The sequence below is a fragment of the Pseudomonas sp. MF08817 genome, assembly GCF_059862705.1.
This window is the reverse complement of the sequence record NZ_JCBCUY010000023.1, coordinates 23740-48981: the sequence shown is the minus strand read 5'-3', so window position 1 is coordinate 48981 and position 25242 is coordinate 23740. Positions and strand designations below refer to the sequence as shown.

General features: G+C 63.9%; 26 protein-coding genes. 3 read left to right on the top strand and 23 right to left on the bottom strand.

What is annotated here, in order from left to right; translation table 11 throughout:
* Nucleotides 1–79: 79 nt before the first annotated feature.
* The 6 genes from acpP to AC19YR_RS15565 all read right to left on the bottom strand — a co-directional run bounded on the left by acpP (nucleotide 80) and on the right by AC19YR_RS15565 (nucleotide 4070).
* A complete protein-coding gene (gene acpP / locus AC19YR_RS15590; RefSeq protein ID WP_095110843.1) occupies nucleotides 80–316 on the bottom strand; it encodes an acyl carrier protein in 237 nt (78 codons plus the stop codon).
* A gap of 191 nt (nucleotides 317–507) precedes the next feature.
* Nucleotides 508–1251, bottom strand: coding sequence for a 3-oxoacyl-ACP reductase FabG (gene fabG / locus AC19YR_RS15585; RefSeq protein WP_095110842.1), 744 nt, complete (start codon nucleotides 1249–1251; stop codon nucleotides 508–510).
* Nucleotides 1252–1267: 16 nt separating this feature from the next.
* A complete protein-coding gene (gene fabD, locus AC19YR_RS15580; protein WP_500599134.1) occupies nucleotides 1268–2206 on the bottom strand; it encodes an ACP S-malonyltransferase in 939 nt (312 codons plus the stop codon).
* A 126-nt stretch (nucleotides 2207–2332) separates the two neighbouring features.
* Entirely contained in the window at nucleotides 2333–3343 is a 1011-nt protein-coding gene (plsX, locus tag AC19YR_RS15575; protein ID WP_500599133.1) for a phosphate acyltransferase PlsX, read from the bottom strand.
* 3 nt (nucleotides 3344–3346) lie between these two features.
* Complete coding sequence (gene rpmF / locus AC19YR_RS15570) at nucleotides 3347–3529, bottom strand: 50S ribosomal protein L32 (RefSeq protein ID WP_003179396.1); 183 nt, start codon at nucleotides 3527–3529, stop codon at nucleotides 3347–3349.
* A gap of 13 nt (nucleotides 3530–3542) precedes the next feature.
* Nucleotides 3543–4070 carry a YceD family protein gene (locus tag AC19YR_RS15565; protein ID WP_017475815.1) on the bottom strand — a complete coding sequence of 176 codons (528 nt, stop codon included), beginning with the start codon at nucleotides 4068–4070 and terminating at the stop codon, nucleotides 3543–3545.
* 105 nt (nucleotides 4071–4175) lie between these two features.
* On the opposite strand from AC19YR_RS15565, the gene AC19YR_RS15560 reads away from it, so the two are divergent.
* Nucleotides 4176–4754 carry a Maf family protein gene (locus tag AC19YR_RS15560; RefSeq protein WP_500599130.1) on the top strand — a complete coding sequence of 193 codons (579 nt, stop codon included), beginning with the start codon at nucleotides 4176–4178 and terminating at the stop codon, nucleotides 4752–4754.
* A gap of 102 nt (nucleotides 4755–4856) precedes the next feature.
* Here AC19YR_RS15560 and AC19YR_RS15555 read toward each other — a convergent pair whose 3' ends face one another.
* Genes AC19YR_RS15555 through rluC form a run of 3 tightly spaced genes read right to left on the bottom strand, consistent with a single transcriptional unit; the run spans nucleotide 4857 to nucleotide 7479 of the window.
* Nucleotides 4857–5846, bottom strand: a complete 990-nt coding sequence (locus AC19YR_RS15555; RefSeq protein WP_095110838.1) for a S49 family peptidase — start codon at nucleotides 5844–5846, stop codon at nucleotides 4857–4859.
* An 18-nt stretch (nucleotides 5847–5864) separates the two neighbouring features.
* Nucleotides 5865–6533 (bottom strand): HAD-IA family hydrolase, encoded by a 669-nt coding sequence (locus AC19YR_RS15550; RefSeq protein ID WP_095110837.1) that lies wholly within the window; start codon nucleotides 6531–6533, stop codon nucleotides 5865–5867.
* Nucleotides 6523–7479, bottom strand: a complete 957-nt coding sequence (gene rluC / locus AC19YR_RS15545; RefSeq protein ID WP_500599129.1) for a 23S rRNA pseudouridine(955/2504/2580) synthase RluC — start codon at nucleotides 7477–7479, stop codon at nucleotides 6523–6525. Before rluC ends, AC19YR_RS15550 begins: the two co-directional genes overlap by 11 nt.
* Nucleotides 7480–8181: 702 nt before the next feature.
* Here rluC and rne point away from each other — a divergent pair.
* The gene (gene rne / locus AC19YR_RS15540; protein ID WP_500599128.1) at nucleotides 8182–11346 is read left to right on the top strand and encodes a ribonuclease E; all 3165 of its coding nucleotides are present in this window, start codon (nucleotides 8182–8184) and stop codon (nucleotides 11344–11346) included.
* 56 nt (nucleotides 11347–11402) lie between these two features.
* Here rne and AC19YR_RS15535 read toward each other — a convergent pair whose 3' ends face one another.
* From AC19YR_RS15535 to AC19YR_RS15480, 12 genes are all read right to left on the bottom strand, one after another.
* On the bottom strand, nucleotides 11403–11984 hold the full coding sequence (locus tag AC19YR_RS15535; protein ID WP_500599126.1) for a nucleotidyltransferase family protein: 582 nt from the start codon (nucleotides 11982–11984) through the stop codon (nucleotides 11403–11405).
* A complete protein-coding gene (locus AC19YR_RS15530) occupies nucleotides 11981–12967 on the bottom strand; it encodes an XdhC family protein (RefSeq protein WP_095110891.1) in 987 nt (328 codons plus the stop codon). Before AC19YR_RS15530 ends, AC19YR_RS15535 begins: the two co-directional genes overlap by 4 nt.
* Nucleotides 12967–15273, bottom strand: coding sequence for a xanthine dehydrogenase family protein molybdopterin-binding subunit (locus AC19YR_RS15525; protein WP_500599125.1), 2307 nt, complete (start codon nucleotides 15271–15273; stop codon nucleotides 12967–12969). The genes AC19YR_RS15530 and AC19YR_RS15525 overlap by 1 nt, the downstream gene beginning before the upstream one ends.
* The gene (locus AC19YR_RS15520) at nucleotides 15270–15740 is read right to left on the bottom strand and encodes a (2Fe-2S)-binding protein (protein WP_095110832.1); all 471 of its coding nucleotides are present in this window, start codon (nucleotides 15738–15740) and stop codon (nucleotides 15270–15272) included. Before AC19YR_RS15520 ends, AC19YR_RS15525 begins: the two co-directional genes overlap by 4 nt.
* Nucleotides 15741–15977: 237 nt before the next feature.
* Nucleotides 15978–16997, bottom strand: coding sequence for a UDP-N-acetylmuramate dehydrogenase (gene murB / locus AC19YR_RS15515; RefSeq protein WP_095110831.1), 1020 nt, complete (start codon nucleotides 16995–16997; stop codon nucleotides 15978–15980).
* Nucleotides 16994–17458 carry a low molecular weight protein-tyrosine-phosphatase gene (locus AC19YR_RS15510; protein WP_500599123.1) on the bottom strand — a complete coding sequence of 155 codons (465 nt, stop codon included), beginning with the start codon at nucleotides 17456–17458 and terminating at the stop codon, nucleotides 16994–16996. Before AC19YR_RS15510 ends, murB begins: the two co-directional genes overlap by 4 nt.
* A complete protein-coding gene (kdsB, locus tag AC19YR_RS15505) occupies nucleotides 17458–18222 on the bottom strand; it encodes a 3-deoxy-manno-octulosonate cytidylyltransferase (protein ID WP_500599122.1) in 765 nt (254 codons plus the stop codon). The genes AC19YR_RS15510 and kdsB overlap by 1 nt, the downstream gene beginning before the upstream one ends.
* Nucleotides 18219–18404, bottom strand: a complete 186-nt coding sequence (locus tag AC19YR_RS15500) for a Trm112 family protein (protein WP_095110828.1) — start codon at nucleotides 18402–18404, stop codon at nucleotides 18219–18221. The genes kdsB and AC19YR_RS15500 overlap by 4 nt, the downstream gene beginning before the upstream one ends.
* 24 nt (nucleotides 18405–18428) lie before the next feature.
* Nucleotides 18429–19439 (bottom strand): tetraacyldisaccharide 4'-kinase, encoded by a 1011-nt coding sequence (lpxK, locus tag AC19YR_RS15495; protein ID WP_500599121.1) that lies wholly within the window; start codon nucleotides 19437–19439, stop codon nucleotides 18429–18431.
* Nucleotides 19439–19867 carry a flagellar polar localization protein PocB gene (pocB, locus tag AC19YR_RS15490; RefSeq protein WP_095110826.1) on the bottom strand — a complete coding sequence of 143 codons (429 nt, stop codon included), beginning with the start codon at nucleotides 19865–19867 and terminating at the stop codon, nucleotides 19439–19441. The genes lpxK and pocB overlap by 1 nt, the downstream gene beginning before the upstream one ends.
* Nucleotides 19864–20499 (bottom strand): flagellar polar localization protein PocA, encoded by a 636-nt coding sequence (gene pocA, locus AC19YR_RS15485; protein WP_176465160.1) that lies wholly within the window; start codon nucleotides 20497–20499, stop codon nucleotides 19864–19866. The genes pocB and pocA overlap by 4 nt, the downstream gene beginning before the upstream one ends.
* Nucleotides 20500–20602: 103 nt before the next feature.
* Complete coding sequence (locus AC19YR_RS15480) at nucleotides 20603–22822, bottom strand: DNA internalization-related competence protein ComEC/Rec2 (RefSeq protein ID WP_500599118.1); 2220 nt, start codon at nucleotides 22820–22822, stop codon at nucleotides 20603–20605.
* Nucleotides 22823–22957: 135 nt separating this feature from the next.
* Between AC19YR_RS15480 and AC19YR_RS15475 the strand changes: the two genes are divergently transcribed.
* Nucleotides 22958–23473, top strand: a complete 516-nt coding sequence (locus tag AC19YR_RS15475) for a DUF2062 domain-containing protein (RefSeq protein WP_095110823.1) — start codon at nucleotides 22958–22960, stop codon at nucleotides 23471–23473.
* Nucleotides 23474–23524: 51 nt separating this feature from the next.
* On the opposite strand, the gene AC19YR_RS15470 is transcribed toward AC19YR_RS15475, so the two are convergent.
* Entirely contained in the window at nucleotides 23525–24304 is a 780-nt protein-coding gene (locus AC19YR_RS15470) for an ABC transporter permease (protein WP_095110822.1), read from the bottom strand.
* The gene (locus tag AC19YR_RS15465) at nucleotides 24301–25233 is read right to left on the bottom strand and encodes an ABC transporter ATP-binding protein (protein ID WP_095110821.1); all 933 of its coding nucleotides are present in this window, start codon (nucleotides 25231–25233) and stop codon (nucleotides 24301–24303) included. Before AC19YR_RS15465 ends, AC19YR_RS15470 begins: the two co-directional genes overlap by 4 nt.
* Nucleotides 25234–25242 lie beyond the last annotated feature (9 nt).

Sequence of the window (25242 nt, the reverse complement as noted above, 5' to 3'; positions counted from 1 at the left end):
GTATCAGGCCTAAAGAAAAAACCGCACGCCGTGATGGCAGTGCGGTTTTTCCATGACAGCTAGCAACGACTACAAACGATTAAGCCTGGTGGCTAGTAACGTAGTCGATGGCCGCTTGAACGGTAGTGATTTTTTCAGCTTCTTCGTCAGGGATTTCGGTCTCGAATTCCTCTTCCAGAGCCATCACCAGCTCAACGGTGTCAAGGGAGTCGGCACCCAGGTCTTCTACGAAGGAAGAATCGTTCTTCACTTCGTCTTCTTTAACGCCCAGTTGCTCGGCAACGATTTTCTTGACGCGCTCTTCGATGGTGCTCATACCTTGTTTTCACTCCTAATGGACAAATTCAGGCAGCTGGCCAGTGGGTAAGTGTATAGAAAGACTTTTCAGCTTTTCAACTGAAAGCTTCACTCCTCAAACCCTGCGACCATCTGCCTATAAATAGATTGCAGCTTTATAACGGATTTTAGACAGCTCGTATGACATTTTTTTGAAGCGATCCGTCACATTTAACTCATGTACATGCCGCCATTCACCGGGATTGTAGCCCCAGTCACGTAAGCAGCACCATCCGAAGCCAGAAAAGCGACCACTTGCGCGATCTCTTGAGCTTGCCCCAGACGGCCCAGGGGGATTTGTGCCTGCAAGGCTTCACGTTGCGCTTCTGGCAGCTCGCGGGTCATATCGGTGTCGATGAACCCCGGAGCCACTGCGTTGACCGTGATCGAACGCGACCCCAACTCCCGCGCCAGCGAGCGCGTGAAACCTTCCAGCCCCGACTTGGCGGCCGCGTAGTTTACTTGGCCCGCGTTGCCCATGGCACCCACAACCGAGCCAATACTGATAATTCGCCCCCAGCGCGCCTTGGTCATACCGCGCAGAACGCCCTTGGACAGACGGAAGAGACTGTTCAAGTTGGTATCGATGACATCGTTCCACTCGTCATCTTTCATGCGCATCATCAGATTATCGCGGGTGATACCGGCATTATTGACCAAGATCTCCGGCGCACCGAACTGCACCTGAATGCTCGCCAACACGGCGGCAACGGACTCATTGCTGGTCACGTTCAGCTCCAGACCAGTACCTTGGACGCCGTTTTCCTTCAGGGTCTGAGCAATGCGCTCGGCGCCCGAAGCAGTGGTTGCCGTGCCGATCACTACAGCGCCCAGACGCCCCAGCTCAAGCGCAATGGCCTGGCCAATACCACGGCTAGCGCCGGTCACCAATGCAACTTTACCTTGCAGACTCATGCAGGCTTCTCCTGATTCAAGCCAACGCTGCGCGAGCGGCAGCGAAAGCGTCGGGTGTATTGAGGTTTGCAGTCGAAACGCCTTCAGCGCAACGCTTGTTCAAGCCGGCGAGCACTTTGCCTGGACCGCATTCGACCAATTGGGTGGCGCCCTTAGCGGCCAGTGCCTGCACCGATTCCACCCAACGCACAGGCTTGTACAACTGTTCCAGCAGATCGCGCTTGAGGGTGTCCAGGTCTGCGGCAACCGCGGCGCTGACGTTTTGCACCACGGGGATCTGCGGCACCTGCCAATCAATGGCAGCGACGGACTCGGCAAACCGCTCGGCCGCCGGGCGCATCAGTTCGCAATGGGACGGGACGCTGACCGGCAACGGCATCGCGCGCTTGGCACCACGCGCCTTGCAGCCTTCGATGGCGCGCTCGACCGCAGCCTTGGCACCTGCGATGACGACCTGGCCCGGGGAGTTGAAGTTGACCGCGCTAACCACTTCGCCCTGCGCCGCTTCGGCACAGGCTGCCAGCACATCGGCGTCTTCCAGGCCCAGGATCGCAGCCATGCCACCCTGCCCGGCCGGTACGGCCTCTTGCATCAACTGGCCGCGACGCTCCACCAACTTGGCAGCTTCGCCAAGGCTCAGGCTACCGGCCGCAACCAATGCACTGTATTCACCCAGGCTGTGGCCGGCGACGTAAGCCGGGCGCGCGCCACCTTCAGCCAACCACAAGCGCCACAAAGCGATGGACGCGGCGAGGATCGCTGGCTGGGTTTTGTCGGTTTGATTGAGCAGTTCTTCCGGCCCCTGCTGGGTCAACGCCCACAGGTCATAGCCCAGAGCATCGGAAGCCTCCTTGAAGGTTTCCAGAACCAGCGGATATTGCGCGCCAAGCTCGGCCAGCATGCCGAGGGATTGCGAACCCTGTCCGGGAAAGACGAATGCGAGGGAGGTAGACATGAAACAAGCCCCTAATGATCTTGTCGTCGAAGAATTGGCGCCACTTACTGTAGGCGCGAGAAACTGACAATTGGATGGCATTTTGAACCCAGCGGTCACATCGCCCCGCTGGCCCACGAAAAGCCGCTAAGGCAACAGCGCCTCCAAGCGACCGTGCAAGCGCTCGGGCAGGTTCTCCTGAATCTCGATCAAGGCCCGCTGAATCGCACTTTGGAAACCCTGCACACCGGCCGAACCATGGCTTTTCACCACGATACCCTGCAACCCCAAGAAACTGGCGCCATTGTGCCGCGCCGGGGCCAAGTCTTGCTGCAAGCGCCGCATCAATGGCATTGCCAAGGCTCCAACCATGCGCGACAGCAAGCCTTGCCTGAACAGCGCCTCGATGCGAGCCGCGATCATGGTGGCCAGGCCTTCGCTGGACTTAAGCAGGATGTTGCCGACAAAACCGTCGCACACCACCACATCGGCCTCGCCACGGTACAAACCGTCGCCTTCGACAAAGCCGATGTAGTTCAGGCCCCGGGCAGCCTGCAACAAGGTCGCGGCCAGCTTGACCTGTTGGTTGCCCTTGATGTCCTCAGTGCCGATGTTCAGCAACGCCACCCGCGGACGCACGACACCTAAAGCTTCGGCTGCCACCGACCCCATGATGGCGAATTGCAGCAGGTGCTCGGCACTGCAATCCACATTCGCCCCAAGGTCCAGCAACTGGCAATAACCCGCCTGGGTCGGGATAGCCGCAACCATTGCCGGGCGATCAATGCCCGGCAGGGTCTTGAGCACGTGCCGCGCCAACGCCATCAACGCCCCGGTATTGCCAGCACTGACACAGGCCTGCACCTTGCCATCGCGCAGCAATTGCAACGCCACCCGCATGGAAGAGTCGGGCTTGCCACGCAATGCCTGCGACGGCTTCTCGTCCATGGCAATCACCTGCGTTGCCGGGATGATTTCCAGGCGCGCGCGATCCACAGCCGAATGGCCAGCAATCATTTCTTCAAGGAGGGAGGGTTGACCGACGAGGGCCAGATGCAACGATGGCGTAGCAGACAGACAAGCAAGGCTGGCCTGGACAATGCTGCGGGGACCGAAGTCCCCGCCCATTGCGTCAATCGCGATGACTTGAGCGGACAAGGATTACTCGTCAGCGCCCTTGTCGATCACTTTACGGCCACGGTATACGCCTTCTGGCGATACGTGGTGACGCAGGTGAACTTCACCCGTGGTTTTTTCTACAGACAGGGTGCTAGCCTCGAGAGCGTCGTGGGAACGACGCATGTCGCGGGCGGAGCGGGATTTTTTGTTCTGCTGAACAGCCATAATTGATTAACTCCTAAACGTTTGGGTCACGCTTTAACTGCGCCAATACACTGAACGGGTTGGACCGCGTTACCTCGTCCTCGCTCGGTTCGGGCTCATCGAGACCCGCCGGCTGCTGGCATTCTTCCGGATGATGAGCAGGCACAATGGGCAAGGCGAGCAAAAGCTCCTCCTCGATCAGTGACTGCAGATCCAAAGGATCTTCGCCCAGTTCCAGCACGTCATAACCTTTCGGCAACGACTGGGTATTCGCACCCTCTTTCACCACGGCATAACTGCACTCGCTGTGGATCGGCAGGGTGACCAGCTCAAGACAACGCTGGCAAACCATTTTGACTTCGGTGTCGATAAAGCTGTGGATAACCACAGATTTACGTTCATCTCGCTCAAATACGAATTTGGCCTGCACCGTACCGACAGTGTCGGAAAGCGGGTCGCAGAGTCTCTCCAAATCGGCCAGCAGCACCTCACCTTGAAGGGTGGTGCCACGATCAGCCAATTTGCGCGGGTCAACGTGAGGTGGAATCGGGTCATTCAACATAGGCGCAGCATTATAGGGATGCCCCCAGCCATGTCAAAGGAAATTCAGCCCTGTGCGTCACTTGCCAGCCTGGCTAGAATTGCCAACCACTTTCTGGAGAACCGCATGCTGCCTTTATTACTTGCCTCAAGCTCGCTCTACCGCCGCCAATTGCTCGAGCGGTTACACCTTGAGTTCAGTTGCAGTTCGCCGGATATCGACGAAAGCCACCGCCCCGGCGAAGCCGCGACAGACTTGGTCAAGCGCCTCGCCCAGGAAAAAGCCCAAGCCCTCGCCACCCGCCACGATGCCCACCTGATAATCGGCTCCGACCAGGTCGCCGTACTCGATGGCCGCATCATCGGCAAGCCCCACACCTTCGAGAACGCCCGCGCACAACTGCTGGCCGCCAGCGGTAGCCGTGTGACCTTCCTCACCGGCCTGGCCCTGCTCAACAGCCAGACAGGCCACTGCCAGGTCGATTGCATCCCCTTTACCGTGCACATGCGCCACCTCGATGCGCCACGCATCGAGCGTTACTTGCGCACCGAGCAACCCTACGACTGCGCCGGCAGCTTCAAAGCTGAAGGCCTAGGGGTCAGCCTGTTCCAGAGCACCGAAGGGCCGGATGCCACCAGCCTGGTCGGCCTACCGCTGATTCGCTTGGTAGACATGCTACTGACCGAAGGCGTGCAGATCCCCTGAAGCAAAAATGGGAGCGAGCCTGCTCGCGATGGCGGCACTTCACAGGCACTGGCCGTGATACCACTGTCGCGAGCAGGGTCGCCCCCACTTGAATGACTGCGCTTAGCGCAAGGCTGGTCCCTGGAAGCCCATCCACATCGCCATCTGCTGCGCAATGCTGGCACCGAGCTTTTTCGAGAAGCGATCAAAGGGCGATTCCTGGACGGTGAAATCGACCAGCTCCTTCTCCTTGATGACATCCCGCGCCACCGAACTGGCGCTGCCCAGACCATCGATCAACCCCAACGGCAACGCCTGCTCGCCGGACCACACGAGGCCGGAAAACAACTCCGGATGTTCCTTGTCCTTCAAGCGCTCGCCACGGCCCTGCTTGACGCTGGCAATGAACTGGCGGTGCGTGGTGTCCAGCACGCCTTGCCAGAACTGCGTCTCTTCAGGCTTTTGCGGCTGGAACGGGTCCAGGAACGACTTATGTTCGCCTGAGGTGTAGGTGCGCCGCTCGACGCCCAGCTTCTCCATGGTGCCGACAAAGCCGTAGCCCGCCGCTGTCACCCCAATGGAGCCGACCAGGCTGGCCTTGTCGGCGTAGATCTGGTCCGCCGCGCTGGCGATGTAATAGGCGCCGGAAGCGCCCAGGTCCGAAATCACCGCATAAACTTTGGTTTTTGGATACAGAGCACGCAAACGGAGGATCTCGTCGTAGACATAACCGGACTGCACCGGGCTGCCGCCAGGACTGTTGATGCGCAGCACCACACCCTTGACCTTCGGGTCCTCGAACGCAGCACGCAGGCTGGCGACGATGTTATCGGCGCTGGCCGCTTCCTTGTCGGCAATCACCCCAACCACATCGATCAGCGCGGTGTAGCCAGGGCCGCGGGCGGCGCTCTTTTCCATGTCCATCAGGGGCGAAAACAGCACCAACGCCAGCATCAGGTACACAAAGGTCAGCAGCTTGAAGAAAATCCCCCAGCGCCGCGAGCGGCGCTGCTCCTGCACACCCGCCAGGAGAGTGTTCTCCAGCAGTTTCCAGCTCTTGTCTTCACCGGCCTCGGCGCCTGCCTTAACGGGTTCCTTCCATTCATTGCTCATGCCATCTACCCCAAGCCACTACTTAATGGGTGCGCCCTGGCCTAGCCAGTCGCGCAACTCGCAGAAACGATCGATCACCCACCGCGGCTCGAAGGTGCGCAAAGCCTCCACCGATTGGGCTCCATAGCTGACCGCCACCGAATCCATCCCCGCATTGCGCGCCATCAGCAGGTCGAACGAAGAGTCCCCCACCATCAACGCCTGCCCGGCCGGAACACGGCAATGGGCAAGGATTTCCTCAAGCATCAAAGGATGGGGCTTGCTCGCGGTTTCATCCGCGGCCCGGGAGATGTCGAAAAAATCTTCCCAGCCATGAGCCTTGAGCACGCGATCCAGGCCTCGGCGCGCCTTGCCGGTGGCCACCGCCAAGTGATAGCCGTCGCGCCGAAAGCCCTCCAGCGACTCCACCACACCTGCAAACAAAGGCGAAGGCTCGGCCTCAAGGGCTATGTAGTGATCTGCGTAATGCTGCCGAAACGCCAGCAGCTCGACGTCGCCGATCTGCGGGTACAGGGTGCGAATCGCCTCGGGCAAGCCCAGGCCAATGATCCCCTTGACCGCCTCGTCGCTGCACAGCGGCAGGGACGAACGGGTGGAAGCCACATGCATGGCCTCGACAATCCGACCAACGGAGTCGGCTAGGGTGCCATCCCAATCGAAGATCAGCAGCTTGTAGTCAGCTTGCACTCAGGCGCTCCACGGTCTTGGCCCACATCTCGTCGACCGGCGCCTGCAACTTGAGCTCGCCACCATCGGGCAACGGCACTGTCAGCATGTAGGCATGCAGGAACAGGCGCTTGCCGCCCAAGTCGCGGATTTCCTTGCTGAACTCTTCATCGCCGTACTTGCTGTCACCGGCGATGCAATGCCCGGCGTGCAGCGTGTGGACGCGAATCTGGTGAGTCCGGCCGGTCACAGGCTTGGCTTCGACCATGGTGGCGAAGTCGCCGAAACGGCGCAGCACCTTGAACAGGGTCAGCGCCTCCTTGCCCTCCTCGTCCACTTCCACCATGCGCTCGCCGGAACGCAGGTTGCTCTTCTGCAACGGCGCCCGCACTTGCTTGATGGACGTCGCCCAGTTGCCGCGTACCAGCGCCATGTAACGTTTGTCCACGCCATCGCCGCGCAATGCCGCGTGCAAGTGCCGCAGCATGCTGCGCTTCTTCGCGATCATCAGCAGGCCGGAGGTGTCGCGGTCGAGGCGGTGCACCAGCTCCAGCTCCTTGGTGTCCGGGCGCAACTGACGAAAGGCCTCGATCACGCCGAAATTCAAGCCACTGCCACCGTGCACGGCAATGCCAGCAGGCTTATTAATGACAATCAGGGCCTTGTCTTCAAAGACAATCGAGGCTTCCAGGCGCTGCAACAGTCCCTGGGCCAAAGGCACCGGCTCGTCGCGCTCAGGCACGCGCACAGGCGGCACACGGACGATATCGCCGGCTTGCAACTTGTACTCGGGCTTGATCCGGCCCTTGTTCACCCGCACTTCGCCTTTACGCAAAATGCGATAAATCAAGGTCTTGGGCACGCCTTTGAGACGGGCAAGCAGGAAGTTATCGATACGTTGGCCGGCATATTCCGGCGAGACCTCAAGCAGCTGGACGCTGGGGGTCGGGGGGGCAGTAGTCGTCATGCCGCGAATGATAACAATTTTTTATGGATTTGAAGCACTTAATGATTGCTGCTATAGTCGCGAACGCCGCCAAAAGCGGCCTGGGCAGCGCATATACGGTCAACCACCGGCCCTGACCAACGCAATTCATCAGGACGCGAGGCCGTCCTACGGGGCTTTCGCCACTTACAGGCAAGGTTCGCGAGTGTAACAAGCGCAGGTGACATGAGGCCTGAAGCGAGCGTGAGAAGCAGAGTCATTACTCGCCTTTTACGCCGATATTCACGGCCAGTTCACAAAGTGCAGTCAGTCGCGAATGAACCTTGGCGAAGGCTTCGGAAACAACGCCTAAATTAGCCATGATGCGTGACCTCCCCTTTCGGAGCTCACGGTAAATGCCAACCCGCTGCGGATTCTGCGCGCGGCAGCACCCGAATTATCAGGGATACGTGTAGGGTGGAGATGCACAACCGTCGGACCGTGTAGCACTAGGCTTATATTTAGACGCTTCATCTCGTCCACATCCGCCGGTTGATTCCTCCTCCTGACTGAGTGCTTAAGTAGCCACAGCAAGCAGGACGCGTAAGTCGCGACTTCGCCCCCTTTGGGCGAACCTCGCCAGACACGGGAGTGGCCAACCACTCCTGACGCACCTGACACCGACCGTGAGAAGTCGTGTGTGCCGAACGCCGTTTCCGGCAGCCCGGAAACCGACGGTACTACATGAAAAGAATGCTGATTAACGCAACTCAACCCGAAGAGTTGCGTGTTGCACTGGTAGACGGCCAGCGCCTCTACGACCTGGACATCGAGTCCGGTGCACGCGAGCAGAAGAAGGCCAACATCTATAAAGGCCGGATTACTCGCATCGAACCAAGCCTTGAGGCTGCCTTTGTCGATTTTGGCTCTGAGCGCCACGGCTTCCTGCCCCTCAAAGAAATCTCCCGCGAATACTTCAAGAAAGCCCCCGAAGGCCGCGTCAACATCAAGGACGTCCTGAGCGAAGGCCAGGAAGTCATCGTCCAGGTCGAGAAAGAAGAACGTGGCAACAAGGGCGCAGCCCTGACCACCTTCATCAGCCTGGCCGGTCGTTATCTGGTACTGATGCCGAACAACCCGCGTGCCGGCGGCATCTCGCGCCGCATCGAAGGCGAAGAGCGCAACGAACTGCGCGAGGCCCTCAACGGTCTCGTGGCGCCTGCCGACATGGGTCTGATCGTGCGCACTGCCGGCCTTGGCCGCAGCAGCGAAGAAATGCAGTGGGACCTCGACTACCTGCTGCAACTGTGGACCGCCATCAAAGAAGCGTCCCTGGATCGCTCCGCGCCGTTCCTGATCTACCAGGAAAGCAACGTCATCATCCGCGCGATCCGCGATTACCTGCGCCAGGACATCGGCGAAGTGCTGATCGACAGCGTTGAAGCCCAGGACGAGGCCCTGACTTTCATCCGCCAGGTGATGCCGCAGTACGCCAGCAAGATCAAGCTGTACGAAGACAGCGTGCCGCTGTTCAACCGCTTCCAGATCGAAAGCCAGATCGAAACCGCATTCCAGCGCGTCGTCGAACTGCCGTCCGGCGGCTCCATCGTCATCGATCCGACCGAAGCCCTAGTGTCCATCGACATCAACTCGGCGCGCGCCACCAAAGGCAGCGACATCGAAGAAACCGCCCTGCAGACCAACCTGGAAGCGGCTGAGGAAATCGCCCGCCAACTGCGTCTGCGCGACATTGGCGGCCTGATCGTGATCGACTTCATCGACATGACTCCGGCCAAGAACCAGCGCGCCGTGGAAGAAAAAGTCCGCGAATGCCTGGAAGCCGACCGCGCCCGCGTCCAAGTGGGCCGCATCTCGCGCTTCGGCCTGCTGGAAATGTCCCGTCAGCGCCTGCGTCCGTCCCTGGGCGAAAGCAGCGGCATCGTTTGCCCGCGCTGCAACGGCACCGGCATCATCCGTGACGTCGAATCGCTGTCCCTGGCGATCCTGCGCCTGATCGAAGAAGAAGCCCTGAAAGACCGCACCGCCGAAGTCCGCGCGCAGGTGCCGATCCCGGTCGCAGCCTTCCTGCTCAACGAAAAACGCAACTCGATCACCAAGATCGAACTGCGCACCCGTGCCCGCATCGTCATCCTGCCGAACGATCACCTCGAGACGCCGCACTTTGAAGTGCAGCGCCTGCGTGATGACAGCCCGGAAGCCCACATCAACCAGTCCAGCTACGAAATCGCCGCTGCCGCTGCCGAAGTGGAAGAAGTGCAACCGGCTGCCGCTACCCGCACCCTGGTTCGCCAGGAAGCCGCCGTGAAAACCGCGCCGGCCCGTGCCAACGCACCAGTACCGAGCGAAGCCGTCGCCGCCCCGGTCGCACCGGCCGTCGTGCCTGAGCCGAGCCTGTTCAAGGGCCTGGTCAAGTCCCTGGTCAGCCTGTTCGCTACCAAGGAAGAGCCTGCCGCACCGGTCGTGGTCGAGAAACCGGCCAGCGAGCGCCCTGCCCGCAACGAAGAACGTCGTAACGGTCGCCAGCAAAGCCGCAACCGCAACGGCCGCCGCGACGAAGAACGCAAGCCCCGTGAAGAACGTGCCCCTCGCGAAGAACGCGCACCGCGCGAACCCCGTGAGCCACGTGAAGACCGCGCGCCACGCGAAGCCCGTGAAGAGACCCCGGCAGTCGCCCGCGAAGAACGCGCACCGCGCCCACCTCGCGAAGAACGTGCCCCTCGCGCCCCACGCGAAGACCGCAAGCCACGCGGCGAGCGTGAAGAGCGCCCGGTACGTGAACTGCGCGAGCCCCTGGACGCCGCTCCAGCTGCTGCCGCCGCCGTTGCAGCCGTGAGTGAAGAGCGCCCGGCCCGCCAACCACGGGAAGAGCGCGCACCGCGCCCACCACGTGAAGAGCGCCAGCCACGTGCCGAAGAGGCCGTAGCCGCCGTTGCCGAAGAAGAACTGCTGCCTAATGAAGAGCAACTGCAGGACGACGGTCAGGACGGCGCCGAAGGCGATCGCCCACGCCGCCGCTCCCGTGGCCAGCGTCGTCGCAGCAACCGTCGCGAGCGTCAGCGTGATGCCAACGGCAACGTGATCGAAGGCTCGGAAGAGTCCGAGAACGGCGAAGAACCAAGCAGCGCCGACCTGGCTGCCGGCCTGGCCGTCACTGCCGCCGTGGCCAGCACCGTCATCAGCGCCCCGGCCGAAGCCCAGGCACACCAGCAAGCCGAACGCGCCACCGCTGCCATCGAAGACGCGCCGCAGGTCGAAGCGCCCGCCGTTGAAGCGACCACGCCCGTAGCAGCGCCCGTCGTGGCTGAAGTGGAAGTAGCCGCCGAGCCTCAGGCCGAACCTGAAGCCGTGGCCATCGCAGAGCCGGCTGCGGCCGGTATCGAAGCCTTGGCCCAAGTGCCAGTGGCAGAAGCCGCACCAGAGCCGGTTCGTGAAGAACAGACCGCGTTCAACTGGACCTCGGAGCCTGCTGTAGTCGAAGCCCCAGCCCCAGTGGCCGAAGTAGTGGTTGCCGAGCCTGTTGCTGAGCCGGCGCCAGCCGTCGAAGCCGCAGTCGAAGCGCCAGTGGTTGCCGAAGCCGCCGCGCCGGTCGCCGACGTGGCCCCAGCCGTGGTACTCAGCGAAAACGGTCGCGCACCGAACGACCCACGTGAAGTGCGTCGCCGCAAGCGTGAAGCCGAGCGTCTGCAGAAGGAAGCCGAACTGGCTAGCGCTGCTGCGCCTGCTGCCATGGAAGCGGCGCCGGTTGCCGAAGTGGTCGAGGCGCCAGCCCAGGCTAGCGAAGTGGCCGCCGAGCCTGCCATCGACGAAAACCTGCGTAGCGTCGAAGAAGTGGTCGAGCACAACCCGCAAGCCCTGGAAGCAGAACACGAGCCTAAACCCCTCGCCTGACGCCAACAGCTGTTGAAAAGCCCCGCCTGAGCAATCAGGCGGGGCTTTTTTATGGTTCAGAACACCAAGGCCTGCGGCTCGTCCACGTCCCACAGCACGCCCAGATCCGGCACCGCCACCTCGGCCACCCGCGCCGAAGCGAACAGGCGCTTGGCCCCACGGTCCCCACTCAGCCCCGCCAATGTCGCACCGAACCCTGCGCCAAACCCCACCGGGTGCCCGCGCTCGCCCTGATGCAGCGGCACCGCGATGCTGTCCGGCATCAACGCGGCAGCCACCTGCTCGATGCTCGCGGGCAACACAAATGGCATGTCCCCCAACACCAGCAACCAACCACCCGCAGAAGGCCCGAGAGCGACCGCCGCAGCGATGCTATCGCCCATACCGCCCGGCTCGACGATCAGCACCTGGCAGCCATAGGCCCGCGCCAGGCTGGCCACTCCGGGGCGATCCGCCGTGGTCACCAGCAGCCGGCGCGTGAACTGCGCCGGCAGGTTGCGCAGCACCTGCTCGATCACCGGCCGACGACGGCCATCACGGCCGACACAAGGGGCCAGCAACTTGTCCTGCCCCGCCCCCGCCACCTCGCGAAAGCGCCTGCCCTGCCCGGCCGCCAGCACCACCACCAAAGGCGTCACGCTGCCGCCTCGTCCGCCCGCCGCATGCCGGCCTGGGCCACGCCGTTTTTGTGGGCAACGATTTGCGCCAGCAGCGACAGGGCGATCTCCGCTGGCGTGTGGCTGGCGATGTACAAGCCGATCGGCCCATGCAAGCGCTCGATGGCGGCGCCGGGCAAGCCCAGTTGGGCGAGGTTTTCCCGGCGTTTGCGGCTGTTGGCCCGCGAGCCGAGCGCGCCCACATAGAACGCCCGGGACTCCAGCGCCGTGAGCAAGGCCATGTCGTCCAGGCGCGGGTCGTGGGTCAGGGCGACGATGGCGGTGCGTTCGTCGGTGTGGATGTTGAGCACCGCGTCATCCGGCATGCCCGCGACGAACCGCCCATGGGCCTCGTCCCAGCCGTGGCTGAACTCTTCGCGCGGGTCGCAGACCAGCACCTCGAAATCCAGCAACCGCGCCATCTGCGCCACATAGCGCGAGAGCTGCCCGGCGCCGATCAGCAGCAAGCGCCAGCGCGGGCCGTAGATCGCGCGCAAGGTGCGCCCATCGAAACTCAGGCTGTCGGCCCGCCCCGCCGCCAGCAACGTCACCCGGCCTGTGGCCAGGTCCAGTTCGCGGGCGACGATTTCGTGGGCCGCGCAGCGCTCCAGCAGTTGCGCGACCCAGGCCGGGTCGTCGAGCCGTTCCTGGGCCAGGCGCAAGGTGCCGCCACAGGGCAGGCCGAAACGGGCCGCCTCGTCGCGGCTGACGCCATAGGTCAGCAGCTCCACGGGCGGGCCGCTCGCCGCCAGGCGTCCGTCATGCAGGCGTGCGATCAGGTCGTCTTCGATGCAGCCGCCGGACACCGAGCCGATCACCACGCCATCATCGCGCAACGCCAGCATCGCCCCTGGCGGGCGGGGCGCGCTGCCCCAGGTCTGCACCACGCTGTAGAGCACCACCGCGCGGCCATCACGGCGCCATTGCAGCACGCTGCGCAACACGTTCAGGTCGACACTGTCCATCAGGCGCGCCATCCCTGGGCCTGTAAGCGCACCGGCAAGTTACGGATGCGCTTGCCGGTGGCGGCGAAAATCGCGTTGCACAGCGCCGGCGCGATGGGTGGCACACCGGGTTCGCCGACACCGCCCAACGGCACCTCGCCGGGCGGGGTGACCAGGTGCACGGCGATTTCCCGAGGCGCCAGGGACATGCGCGCGATTTCGTACATATGGAAGTTGTCCTGCTGCACGCGGCCATCCTTGAAGCTGATTTCCCCCAGCACCGCGTTACCCAGGCCCATCACGCAGGCGCCCTCGAACTGCGAGCGGATGCGCTCGGGGTTGATCTGCGGGCCGCAATCGACGGCGATATCGGCCTTGTGCACGATCAAGGTGCCATCGTCCTGGACTTCCACTTCCAGCACCGCCGCCACGTAGGTGACGAAGCTGTAGTGCACCGCCAGCCCCAGCCCCCGGCCCTTAGGCAGTGGCCGGCCCCACCCGGCAGCCTTGGCCGCCACTTCCAGCACTTGGCGCAGGCGCCCGGTGTCGATGGGGTAGCGCTCGGGGGATTCGCCGTAGTTCCACTCTTCACTGAGGGTGCGCGGGTCGATCTGGCGGTCCGGGCCCAACAACTTGAGCTGGTATTTGAGCGGGTCCTGGCCGGCTTTATGGGCCAGTTCATCGACAAAGCTCTGGATGGCAAAGCCATGGGGAATGTTGGACACCGAGCGGTACCAGCCGACCCGGGTATGGGCCGCCGCCTCGGGGTTTTCCAGCCGCACGTTGGGGATCGCGTAGGCCATGTTGGTAAAGCCCATGCCCAGCTCGAACGCAGCCTCGTGGGCCATGCCTGGGGCGAACAGCGCGGTGATACTCGGCGCCACCGTGCGGTGCAACCAGCCCGACGGCAAGCCGTCCTTGTTCAGGCTGGCCTTGAGGTACTCGGCCGACACCGTGTGGAAGTAGGAAAAATGAATGTCGTCCTCGCGGGTCCACTGCACCCGCACCGCTGTGCCGGGGAAGGCCTTGGCCAGGATCGCCGCCTCTAGGATGAAATCCGGCTTGGATTTGCGGCCAAAGCCGCCGCCCAGCAGGGTGACGTTGACCCGCACCTGCTCAAAACCGATGCCCAGGCGTTCGGCAATGCGCTCGCGGGTCACCTGCGGTGCCTGGCTCGGCGCCCAGGCTTCGCAGTGGCCACCCTGGAAGCGGGCGATGGCCACCATCGGCTCCATCGGCGATTGCGCCAGGTGCGGCAAGTAGTAGGCGGCTTCCAGGCTGCTGTCAGCGCTGGCCATGGCCTGCTCGATGTCACCGCTGTTGCGCACCACTTTGCCGGGTTGGCGGGCGGCGGCTTCCAGCTCCTGGCGATAGGCGGTGGAGTTGTAGCCGGCATTGGCGCCGTCGTCCCACTCGATTTTCAGCGCTTCGCGGCCCTTGATCGCGGCCCAGGTGTTACGGGCAATCACGGCGATACCGCCCAGGGGCTGGAACTCCGAGGGCAACGGCCGGCCCTCGATGGCCATGACTTTGATAACCCCGGGCACCTTGAGCGCCGCGCTGTCGTCCAGCAATTTGACCTTGCCGCCATACACCCGTGGCCGCGCCACGGTGGCGTAGAGCATGCCTTCAAAATGCACGTCGGCGCCGTAGATAGCCCGGCCGTTGACGATATCGGCGCCGTCGATGGCCCGCGTCGCCTCCTTGCCGATGTAGCGGTACTCGTGCGGGCCCTTGAGGCGCAGGCCATCACGCGGTGGCACGGGTAAGGCTGCGGCGGCGCTGGCCAATGCGCCGTAGCCCAGTTCGCGGCCACTGGGCGAGTGGATGACCTGGTGCAAGCGGGCCCGGCATTCGCCCACCGGCACCTGCCACTGGGCGGCGGCGGCCTGCTCCAGCATCGCCCGCGCCGCCGCCCCGCAACGGCGCATCGGCTCGAACCAATGGCGCATGCTGCGCGAACCATCGGTGTCCTGGTTGCCGAAGCGCGCTTCATCCCCCGGCGCCTGGGCCACGCTGACCCGCGCCCAGTCTGCTTCCAATTCGTCGGCCACCACCATGGCCAGGCTGGTGCGCACGCCTTGGCCCATTTCCGAGCGGTTGCACAGCACCGTGACCTGGCCATCGGCGGCGATGCTCACGTACACCTTGGGGTCGTCTACCGCGCCGTGGGGCATGCCTTCGGCGCCGAACTTGGCTTCGTCGGCCAAGGCCTGCTGCCAGCCCCAACTGGCCGCCAGCACCAATGCGCCGGTGGCGCCGAGGCCTTTGAGGAAGCCGCGGCGGCTCAAGTTGCTCAGGGCAAAATCGCTGGGTAACGGGCTCATGCCTTGGCCTCCTGCAATCGGGCCGCGGCCTGGTGGATGGCGGTCTTGATGCGGTTGTAGGTGCCGCAGCGGCACAAGTTGCCAAGCATGGCGTGTTCGATTTGTTCGTCGCTGGGGTTGGCCGTGGTTTTGAGCAACGCGGTGGCGGACATGATCTGCCCGCCCTGGCAGTAGCCGCATTGCGCCACCGCCACGTCGAGCCAGGCTTGCTGCACCACTTGGCCCACCGGGTCGTTGTGCAGGTTGTCGATGGTGCTGACGTTGCGCCCGGCCACCGAGCCGATGGGGGTGATGCAACTGCGCGCCGGGGCGCCGTCGATATGGACGGTGCAAGCACCGCACAGGCCCATGCCGCAACCGAATTTGGTGCCGCTGTAACCGATCACATCGCGGATGGCCCAGAGCAGGGGCATGTCTTCGGTGACGTCCAGGGGGTGGTCTTGACCGTTGAGTTTGAGTGTCATCATGGGCACGCCCGCCTTGTTTTTGGCTTTGGGTCGAGCCATCTGCCGCTCGGGGCCGAGCGGTGTGGCAACGCAGATGGGCTCAGGCTAAGGGGAGGCTCTCTTGCGAAGACGGGTCTTCACCGGGCCTTTTAAGTACAACGAACGACGCATCGTTAGCAGGCCAAGTTAAGCAGCAATTGACAAAAAAGCCCTGGGATCGAAACGATCACAGGGCTTTGGATACCGCAGGTGCCGAGGCTAGTAGCGGTTGGGCTCCATCTCCAATTGCACCTTGAAGCGTTGGGCGATGTCCTGCTGGATGCGCTGGGCCAGGTTCAGCAACTGCAACCCGGTGGCGCCGCCGTAGTTGACCAGCACCAAGGCCTGGAGGCGGTGCACGCCGGCATCGGCCTCGCGAAAGCCCTTCCACCCCGCGCGCTCGATCAGCCACCCGGCGGCCAGTTTCATCTGCCCGTCCGCCTGCGGATAAGCCACCAGGTCCGGGTAATCCACCTTGAGCTCGGCCACCAGCGCTGCCGGCACCAGCGGGTTCTTGAAGAAGCTGCCGGCATTGCCGAGCACGGCCGGGTCCGGCAGTTTTTCGCTGCGGATGCTGCAAATCGCCTGGCTCACGTCGCTGGCATTGGGCTGGGCGATGCCCAACTGCGCCAAGCGTTGGCTGACCGGGCCGTAGCCCAGGTGCAAATGCTCGACGCGGCTCAGGGCAAAGCGTACCCGCAGGATCAGCCAGCGCCCCGGCTGCTGCTTGAACAGGCTATCGCGGTAGCCGAAGCGGCAGGCGTGCAGGTCAAAGTCGCGCAACTCGCCGCTTTCGCGGTCCAGGGCGGTCAACCCGGCGAACACGTCCTTGATCTCCACGCCATAAGCGCCGATGTTCTGCATGGGCGCGGCGCCCACGGTCCCGGGGATCAGGCTGAGGTTCTCCAGCCCCGACAGGCCCTGGGCCAGTGTCCACAGCACAAAGGGGTGCCAGGCCTCGCCCGCTTCGGCTTCGACGATCACCTGCACGCCGTCATCGCTAAGGATGCGGATGCCCTGGGTGGCCATGCGCAGTACCAACGCGGGGATGTCGGCAGTCAGCAGCAGGTTGCTGCCGCCACCGATCACCAACAGCGGCAATTGCTGTTGCGCGCAATAGGCCAGCGCTTCGCGCACATCAGCGTCGCTGTGGGCCTGGGCGAACACCTGGGCGCGCACATCGACGCCGAAGGTGTTGAAGGCCTTGAGCGAAACCTGCGGTTCAAACACCAGGCTCATAGGCGCCCCTTGACTTCGATCACCAGCAAATCGCAGGCATGCTCGATCAAGTCCAGCACCTGCTCGAAGCCTTGCTCGGCGTCGTAGTAAGGGTCGGGCACTTCATCGACGCTGGACGCGTAGCGGCGCAGGAACAGGTCCAACTCTGCACGCCCCTGGGCCGGTTGCAGGGCCTTGAGGTTGCGCAGGTTGCTGTGGTCCATGGCCAGGATCAGGTCGTAATCGGCAAAATCGGCGCGGCTCACCTGCTGCGCGCGCTGGGCCGAGAGGTCGTAGCCACGGCGCAGGGCCGCGGCCTGGCTGCGTTTGTCCGGGGCGTTGCCGACATGCCAGTCACCGGTGCCGGCCGAAGCCACTTGCACCTGCGCAGCCAACCCGGCCTCGCGCAATTTGTGGCGCAACACGCCTTCGGCGGTGGGCGAGCGGCAGATGTTGCCCAGGCACACGAACAAAACGCGCATCAGGCCTCCAGCAGACGTCGAACGCGTTCGAGGTCTTGCGGGGTGTCGACCCCGGCCGGTGGCGCTTCCAGGGCGTCGGCGACGTGGATGCGCACGCCGTGCCACAAGGCGCGCAGTTGCTCCAGGCACTCGGTGTCTTCCAGCCAGCACGGGCCCCAGTTGACGAAGTCATGAAGGAAACCGACGCGGTAGGCGTAGATACCGATGTGGCGGCGGTACGGCACGCCGGCGGGCAGTTGCGTGCGATCGCTGGCGAAGGCATCGCGTGCCCAGGGCAAGGTGGCACGGCTGAAGGTCAGGGCCAGGCCGTTGCAGTCGCTGACGACTTTGACGACATTGGTATTGAACAGGGTTTCAACGTCTTCGATCGGCTCACAAAGCGTGGACATGCGCGCCTCGCCGTGGTGCGCCAGGTTGGCCGCCACTTGGTCGATCAGGGCCGGCGGAATCAACGGCTCGTCGCCCTGCACGTTGACCACAATGGCGTCGGGCGCCAAGCCCAGCGCCGTGGCCACTTCGGCCAGGCGATCAGTGCCGGAATTGTGGTCTTCGCGGGTCAGCACCACTTCGGCACCAAAGGCGCGGCAGGCGTCGACTATGCGCGCGTCATCGGTGGCCACCACCACCCGCTCGGCGCTGCTTTTGCAGGCCTGTTCCCAAACGTGCTGGACCATCGGCTTGCCGGCGATCAGTTGCAGCGGCTTGCCCGGCAGGCGGGTGGAGGCAAAGCGCGACGGGATGACAACGGTGAACGCGGTGCTCATTTATCCAGCCGCTCGTCGTTGCTCAGGGTGCGGGCCTCGGTTTCGAGCATCACCGGGATGCCGTCGCGGATCGGGTACGCCAGGCCGGCGCCCTTGCTGATGAGTTCGGTCTTGTCGGCGCTGAGTTTGAGCGGGCCTTTGCAGACCGGGCAGGCAAGGATATCGAGCAGTTTGGTGTCCATGAAAACTCCTTGGATAACAGCGTATTAAGGCAAGAGACGGGTGGGTAGCAGGCGCATCAATTGGGTATCGAACCAGGCGACGAAGGCCGGCGACGGCGCGGCATCCACGGCCAGGTACCACCAATCGGCCAAGGCAAAGGCCCGGCATTTGACCGCGTCTTTTTCGGTCATGACCAACGGCAGCGCAGGGGTGAAACTCAAGGCCTGCGGGCTGTACTGGGCATGGTCGGCGAAGGCGTGGGCCACGGGCCGCCAGTGTAGCGCTTGCAGGGTAGTGAAGAAACGCCGCGGGTTGCCGATGCCGGCCACCGCGTGCAGGGCCTGGCCCGGGGCGAAATGATCGAGGCCACGGCGCTCGCCGGTGAGCAGGTTGACCAGCGCCGTGGGTTGCAGTTGGAAGGCGTAACCCTGGGGGGTATCGCTGGCCGCGCCGTTGAACAACTGCGCGTCGACGCTGTGCAGACGCTCCACCGGCTCACGCAGCGGCCCGGCCGGCAGGCAACGGCGGTTGCCCAGGCCCCGGGCGGCGTCGATCAGCACCAGTTCCAGGTCGCGGGCCAAGCGGTAATGCTGCAAGCCGTCGTCGCACAGGATCAGGTCCAGCGGTTCGGCCGCCAGCAAGGCCTGCACGGCGCGGCTGCGGTCGGGGTCGATCATCAGCGCCACACCGGTGCGCTGCACGATCAGCAAGGGTTCGTCCCCGGCCTCGGCGGCGCTCTGTTCGGCGCGCACGCGCCACGGCAATTGCGCCGGTTTGGCGCCGTAGCCACGGCTGACCACACCCACCCGCAGGCCCTGGCGCTGGCAGTGTTCGATCATCCACAGGATCAACGGCGTCTTGCCGGTGCCGCCCACGGTGATATTGCCGACCACGATCAGCGGCACGGGCGCGCGGTAAATCGTGCCCTCCCCGGCCAGAAAACGTGCGCGCTTGCCCGCCACCACGCGCCGGTACAGCCATTCCAGGGGCTGCAACAGCTTCAGCGCGGGGTGGCCGGTGTACCAGGCGTCGAGCAAGCGATCGGAAAGTGCCATCAGGGAACCGGGGCCGCTTCGACCGTGGTCATGCGCAAATGGCTGAAGCCCAGTTTGCCGGCCGCGTCCATGGCGGTAATCACGGCTTGGTGCGGGGTCTTGCCATCGGCGCTGATGGACAGCGGCAGGCTGGTGTCGCCCGCCGACTCCTTCTGCAAGGCTTCCATCAGGCCGGCGAGGTCGTTCTTGGCCAGCAGTTGGTTGTTGACGCTGTACACGCCGTCGGCGCTGATGGCGATGTCCACCTGCTTGAGCACCTGGTCTTCGGCCGGCGAGCCGCTGACGGCCTCGGGCAGGTCGACGCGCAGTTGGGTTTCGCGGGTGAAGGTGGTGGTCACGACGAAAAACAGCAGCAGGATAAACACCACGTCGATCAGCGAGGCCAGGTTGATATCAACCGTCTCTCGCGGTTTGCGGCGAAATTTCACGCTTTGCCCTCGACCAGATCGACGTCCCGGTCGCCCTGTACCACCTCGACCAATTTGATCGCTTCCTGCTCCATGCCCACCACCAGTTCATCGACCCGGCGTTGCAGGAAGCGATGGAAGAACACGGCGGGGATGCCCACCATCAGGCCCGCGGCCGTGGTAATCAGGGCCTTGGAGATGCCGCCGGCGAGTACCGCGGCATTGGCGCTCATGCCCGTACCCATGAATGAGCTGAAAATATCGATCATGCCCAGCACCGTGCCCAGCAGGCCCAGCAGCGGCGCCATGGCGGCGATGGTGCCCAGGGTGTTGAGGTAGCGCTCCAGTTCATGAATGACCCGGGCGGCGGCCTCTTCGATGCACTCCTTCATGATCTCGCGGCCATGCTTGGAGTTGGCCAGGCCCGCGGCCAGGATCTCGCCCAGGGGGGAATTGGCGCGCAGCTCCTTGAGTTTTTCCTTGTTCAGCTGTTTGTCCTTGATCCAGCGCCACACCTGGCCCAGCAAGTGCTCGGGGGTGACACGGCTGGCGCGCAGGGTCCACAGGCGTTCGGCGACGATGCCCAGGCCCGCGATGGAACTCAGAATGATCGGCAGCATCATCCAGCCGCCGGATTTGACCAATTCCCACACAGTGACAGCCCCCTCGAAAAAGTGCGCCACTCTAACATAGCGCCGCAGGCCACCGAAGAACGTGATGTCGCATTGACCCCGCGTTTAATAACACCGGGTTATCTCAGGGCGGGCGCCAGAAGCGCCGTTGCTGGCGCAGGGTTTGCGCGGCGCTGAAGGTGCCCAGGTCGAGGCGAATGGCGCCCTGTTCGGCGCTGTCGTAAACGTCCATACCGAGGTAGTGGTAACGCGCCATCACCCGTGGATGAGGGTGACCAAAAGCGTTGCCCTGGCCACGGGAGATCAACACGGCGCCCGGTTTCAGGGCCTGGAGCAACGCCATTGAGGATGAGCTGCGGCTGCCATGGTGGGGCGCTTGCAACCAATGGGTCGGCACCGCCAGGGGGCTGGCCAGCAGCGCCCGTTCGGCCTCGGTGTCGATATCGCCGGTCAGCAGCAAGCGTTCGCCGCCGGCCTCCACCTGCAACACACAAGAGGTCTGATTGCTGTCGCGGGCGTCGGCCCAGCGCCAGAGGCGGAAGGTCACGCCATCCCATTGCCATTGCTGGCCACTGGTGCAGGCCTGGGCGTTCAAGAACGCCGGCAGCGCGGCCGGGTCACCGCCGATCACCGCCGCCACCGGCAGGCCCCGCGCCACCGCGCCGGCACCGCCCGCGTGGTCGGCGTCGGCGTGGCTGAGGAGCATCAGGTCCAGGCCCTGGACCCCCAGGCTGTGCAACGCCGGCAGCACCACCCGCTCGCCCAGGTCGAATTCGCCCTGGCGCGGGCCGGCGTCGTACAGCAAGGCGTGCTGGCGCGTGCGCACCAGCACCGCCAGGCCTTGGCCGACGTCCAATTGCCAGACCTGCGCCTGGCCGTGGGCAATCTCCGGGCGCGGCGCATAAACCGCCATCAGCAGCATCGGCCAGCCGAGCCCGCGCAACGGCACGCCGGCGGGCAACAGCAATAACACCGCGCCCAGGGCAGTGATCGCCCACGCCCACCCCGCCAAGGCCGGCGGCGCCCAGGCCGGGCGTTGCGCGGCCAACAACGCGAGGGCGCGAAACAGCAGGTCGAGGGCGCCGCCAGCTAGCCACAACAGCCCCTCTCCGACAAACGGCAGCGCCAGCAACGCCGTGCCGAGCAGGGCCAGGGGCAACACCAACAGGCTGATCCAGGGCACGGCCACCAGGTTGGCCAAAGGCCCGCTCAGGCTGATGGGCAAGCCCAACGCCAACAGCACCGGGCCCAGGCCGATTGCGATCAGCCACTGCGCCCGCGTCCAGGCCTGCCAGCCGCGCCAACGGCCCAGGCGAGCGCTGAAGATGAACACCAGCACCGCCACCGCCGCAAACGACAGCCAGAACCCCGGTTGCAGGCTGGCCAGCGGCTCCACCAGCAGCACGCCATTAAGCGCCAGCAACAGCGGCCACCCCGCGCCCAAATGGCGAAAGCGCAAACGCCATAACAGCACCAGGCCGATCATCAGGCAGGCGCGGCGCACCGGCACATCAAACCCGGCCAGCAGGCCATACCCCAGCGCCGCCGCGAACCCCAGGCCACAGGCCCATGGCAGCCACGGCCAGCGCCGCGGCCACAGGCCCAGGCGCGCCACCCCGGCCACCGCGCCATACACCAACCCCGCCAGCAAGCCGATGTGCTGCCCGGAAATCACCAACAGGTGCACGGTGCCGGTATCGCGCAGCACCTGCCAGTCGCTGCTGCCCAGGCCCGCGCCGTCCCCCAGCACCAACGCCGTCAGGGCTGCGTTGCGGCCCTGGGCATCGACCTGCGCCAAGCGCTGGCGCAGGCTGTCGCGCCAGGCCCCGTGCGCCGGTGCCAGGCGTTGGCCGTCCTTGACCGTACCGGTGGCGCCGATGCGCTGGGCCAGCAGCCAGGCGTCGTAATCGAAGGCGTGGGGGTTGAGCAGCCCGCTCGGGCGCTTGAGTTTGACTGCCAGGCGCCAGCGCTCGCCGCTGCGCACCGGTGGCCCGCCGTGCCAGGCCAGGCGCATCAACTTGGGCAAGCGGGCCTTGCGCGCCGTGGCCCCGGCCAGCTCGAAACGCACCACGCTGCCCGCCTCTTGCGGCAGCCCCACCACGCGGCCCTCGACCCAGCGGGTCTGCCCGTCCAACGCCGGGGCCAAGCGATCGGCCAAGGCCCAGTGGGCCGACACGCTGGCCCAACTCAGCCCCAGCAGGCACAACGCCAGTGGATAAGTGCGAAACGGCAACAGCATCAGCGCCAGCGTGACCGCCAGCAGCAATAACCCGACCGGCGGCAGTACCGGCAGAAAACGCAGCGCCAACAAACCCAGCGCCAGCGCCAGCATCCCTGTGCGCATAAGCCCGTCCTTGAGAGTCCACGACTGAGGAATAGCCGGGTCACACAGGCACGCGCTTATTAATTGTCACAAAGTCTGAATCGGCCTTCGGTAGATTCCGGGCATACTGCCCGCTTGAACCGACCGAGAATTCCCATGCCCCGGCGCTTATTCAAACGCTACATGCCCGACCCGACCAGTATCCGGGAACACAAGTCCTTACGCTTTCTCGGCAAATTGCTCCACGACCCCAACCTCTGGCACCTCAATCGCCACTCGGTTGCCCGCGCCATGGCGGTGGGCCTGTTTGCCGCGTTCATGCCGATCCCGGCGCAGATGCTGCTGGCCGCCGCCCTCGCGGTGTCGGTGCGCGGCAACATGCCGATTGCCGTGAGCCTGGTGTGGCTGACCAACCCCATCACCATGCCGCCGGTGTTTTTCTGCACCTACCAGCTCGGGGCCTGGCTGATGAACGTGCCGCCGCGCAGCCTGCCCGACGAGCTGACCTGGGAGTGGATCAGCAGCCAGCTTTCCACCCTGTGGCAGCCGTTCTTGTTGGGCTCGGTGGTGGCCGGCGTGGTACTCGGCGCCCTCGCCTATTGCCTGACCATGCTGTACTGGCGCTGGTGGGTGGGGCGCCAGTGGAAGCAACGCCAGAAAAAGCGCCAGTAAAAACGCAAACGGCCTCCAGATGGAGGCCGTTTTTCATTACGTATCAATTAGCTATTGACGCATCCCGCGCCCGCTCACCAGCAGCCGCGCGCAACCGATGTACAGCACCGCGGTGGCCACCAGCATAAAGGCGATGGCGACGCTGATCTTGATGTCCGACACGCCCAGGATGCCGTAGCGGAAGGCGTTGACCATGTGCAGCACCGGGTTGGCCAGCGACACGGTCTGCCAGAACGGCGGCAGCAGGCTGATGGAGTAGAACACCCCGCCCAGGTAAGTCAGCGGGGTCAGCACGAAGGTCGGGATAATCGAGACATCGTCGAAGTTGCGTGCAAATACCGCGTTAATGAACCCCAGAAGCGAGAAGATCGTCGCCGTCAGCACCACTACCACCACGGTCACGCCCAGGTGGTGGACCTGCAAATCGGTGAAGAACAGCGACAGCAGCGTCACGATCAACCCCACCATCAGGCCGCGCAACACGCCGCCCACGGTATAGCCGATGAGGATGGTGTGGGGCGACACCGGCGACACCATCAATTCCTCGATGGAGCGCTGGAACTTGGCGCCGAAGAAGCTCGACACCACGTTGCTGTAGGCGTTGGTAATCACCGACATCATGATGAGCCCCGGCACGATGTACTCCATGTAGGTGAAACCGCCCATGTCGCCAATCTGCCGGCCGATCAGGTTGCCGAAGATCACGAAGTACAAAACCATGGTGATCGCCGGCGGCAGCAGGGTTTGCGGCCAGATGCGGGTAAAGCGCCGCACTTCACGGTAGATGATGGTGTTGAGGGCAACGAGGTTGGGCCGCAGTTCCGAGTTCATATGGCCACCTTCGCCAGGTTTTTTTCCACCAGGGACACAAACAACTCCTCAAGGCGATTGGTTTTGTTGCGCAAGCTCAGCACTTCGATGTTCTGCGCCGCCAGTTGGCCGAACAGCGCGGTGATGCCCACGGCCTTGTCCACCTGGACTTCCAGGGTGTGGTTGTCCACCAGCCGATTGGGGTAGCCCACCAGCGCCGGTGGCGCTTGCAGGTTGTGCTTGAGGTCGAGCAAAAACGTCTCGACATGCAGTTGGCCGAGCAACTGACGCATGCTGGTGTTCTCGACGATGGTGCCGTGGTCGATGATGCCGATGTTGCGGCACAGCTGTTCAGCCTCTTCCAGGTAATGGGTGGTGAGGATGATGGTGATGCCTTTCTCGTTCAGCTCGGTGAGGAAGGTCCACATCGAGCGGCGCAGTTCGATGTCCACGCCCGCGGTGGGCTCGTCGAGGATCAGCAGGCGCGGCTCGTGGACCAGGGCGCGGGCGATCATCAAGCGCCGCTTCATGCCACCAGAGAGCGAGCGCGACGGCACATCGCGCTTGTCCCACAGGCCGAGCTGGGTCAGGTACTGCTCGGCGCGTTCCTTGGCGACTTTGGCCGGGATGCCGTAGTAGCCGGCCTGGGTCACGACGATGTCGAAGGTCTTCTCGAACTGGTTGAAATTGAATTCCTGCGGCACCACGCCGATGCAACGCTTGAGCGCCGCCGGGTTGCGGTCCAGGTCATGGCCGAAGATGTTCACCGTGCCGCTGGTCTTGTTGACCAGGGTGGAGAGGATGCCGATGGTGGTGGATTTACCGGCGCCGTTAGGGCCGAGCAAGGCGAAAAAGTCACCTTCGGCGACGTCCAGATCGATACCACTCAGGGCCTGGAAACCGTTGCCGTAGGTTTTGGTTAGCTGCCGGATGGACAGAGCGGAACTCATATCGGATTC

Coding starts and splice junctions, on each gene's coding strand:
- AC19YR_RS15500 (WP_095110828.1), bottom strand. CDS start 18,404: ATGGACACCAAACTGCTCGATATCCTTGCCTGCCCGGTCTGCAAAGGC.
- AC19YR_RS15475 (WP_095110823.1), top strand. CDS start 22,958: ATGCCCCGGCGCTTATTCAAACGCTACATGCCCGACCCGACCAGTATC.
- kdsB (WP_500599122.1), bottom strand. CDS start 18,222: ATGAGCACCGCGTTCACCGTTGTCATCCCGTCGCGCTTTGCCTCCACC.
- fabG (WP_095110842.1), bottom strand. CDS start 1,251: ATGAGTCTGCAAGGTAAAGTTGCATTGGTGACCGGCGCTAGCCGTGGT.
- rpmF (WP_003179396.1), bottom strand. CDS start 3,529: ATGGCTGTTCAGCAGAACAAAAAATCCCGCTCCGCCCGCGACATGCGT.
- AC19YR_RS15565 (WP_017475815.1), bottom strand. CDS start 4,070: ATGTTGAATGACCCGATTCCACCTCACGTTGACCCGCGCAAATTGGCT.
- rluC (WP_500599129.1), bottom strand. CDS start 7,479: ATGACGACTACTGCCCCCCCGACCCCCAGCGTCCAGCTGCTTGAGGTC.
- AC19YR_RS15520 (WP_095110832.1), bottom strand. CDS start 15,740: ATGATGACACTCAAACTCAACGGTCAAGACCACCCCCTGGACGTCACC.
- AC19YR_RS15560 (WP_500599130.1), top strand. CDS start 4,176: ATGCTGCCTTTATTACTTGCCTCAAGCTCGCTCTACCGCCGCCAATTG.
- acpP (WP_095110843.1), bottom strand. CDS start 316: ATGAGCACCATCGAAGAGCGCGTCAAGAAAATCGTTGCCGAGCAACTG.
- AC19YR_RS15530 (WP_095110891.1), bottom strand. CDS start 12,967: ATGGACAGTGTCGACCTGAACGTGTTGCGCAGCGTGCTGCAATGGCGC.
- murB (WP_095110831.1), bottom strand. CDS start 16,997: ATGAGCCTGGTGTTTGAACCGCAGGTTTCGCTCAAGGCCTTCAACACC.
- AC19YR_RS15510 (WP_500599123.1), bottom strand. CDS start 17,458: ATGCGCGTTTTGTTCGTGTGCCTGGGCAACATCTGCCGCTCGCCCACC.
- lpxK (WP_500599121.1), bottom strand. CDS start 19,439: ATGGCACTTTCCGATCGCTTGCTCGACGCCTGGTACACCGGCCACCCC.
- fabD (WP_500599134.1), bottom strand. CDS start 2,206: ATGTCTACCTCCCTCGCATTCGTCTTTCCCGGACAGGGTTCGCAATCC.
- AC19YR_RS15465 (WP_095110821.1), bottom strand. CDS start 25,233: ATGAGTTCCGCTCTGTCCATCCGGCAGCTAACCAAAACCTACGGCAAC.
- rne (WP_500599128.1), top strand. CDS start 8,182: ATGAAAAGAATGCTGATTAACGCAACTCAACCCGAAGAGTTGCGTGTT.
- AC19YR_RS15470 (WP_095110822.1), bottom strand. CDS start 24,304: ATGAACTCGGAACTGCGGCCCAACCTCGTTGCCCTCAACACCATCATC.
- AC19YR_RS15555 (WP_095110838.1), bottom strand. CDS start 5,846: ATGAGCAATGAATGGAAGGAACCCGTTAAGGCAGGCGCCGAGGCCGGT.
- AC19YR_RS15525 (WP_500599125.1), bottom strand. CDS start 15,273: ATGAGCCCGTTACCCAGCGATTTTGCCCTGAGCAACTTGAGCCGCCGC.
- AC19YR_RS15480 (WP_500599118.1), bottom strand. CDS start 22,822: ATGCGCACAGGGATGCTGGCGCTGGCGCTGGGTTTGTTGGCGCTGCGT.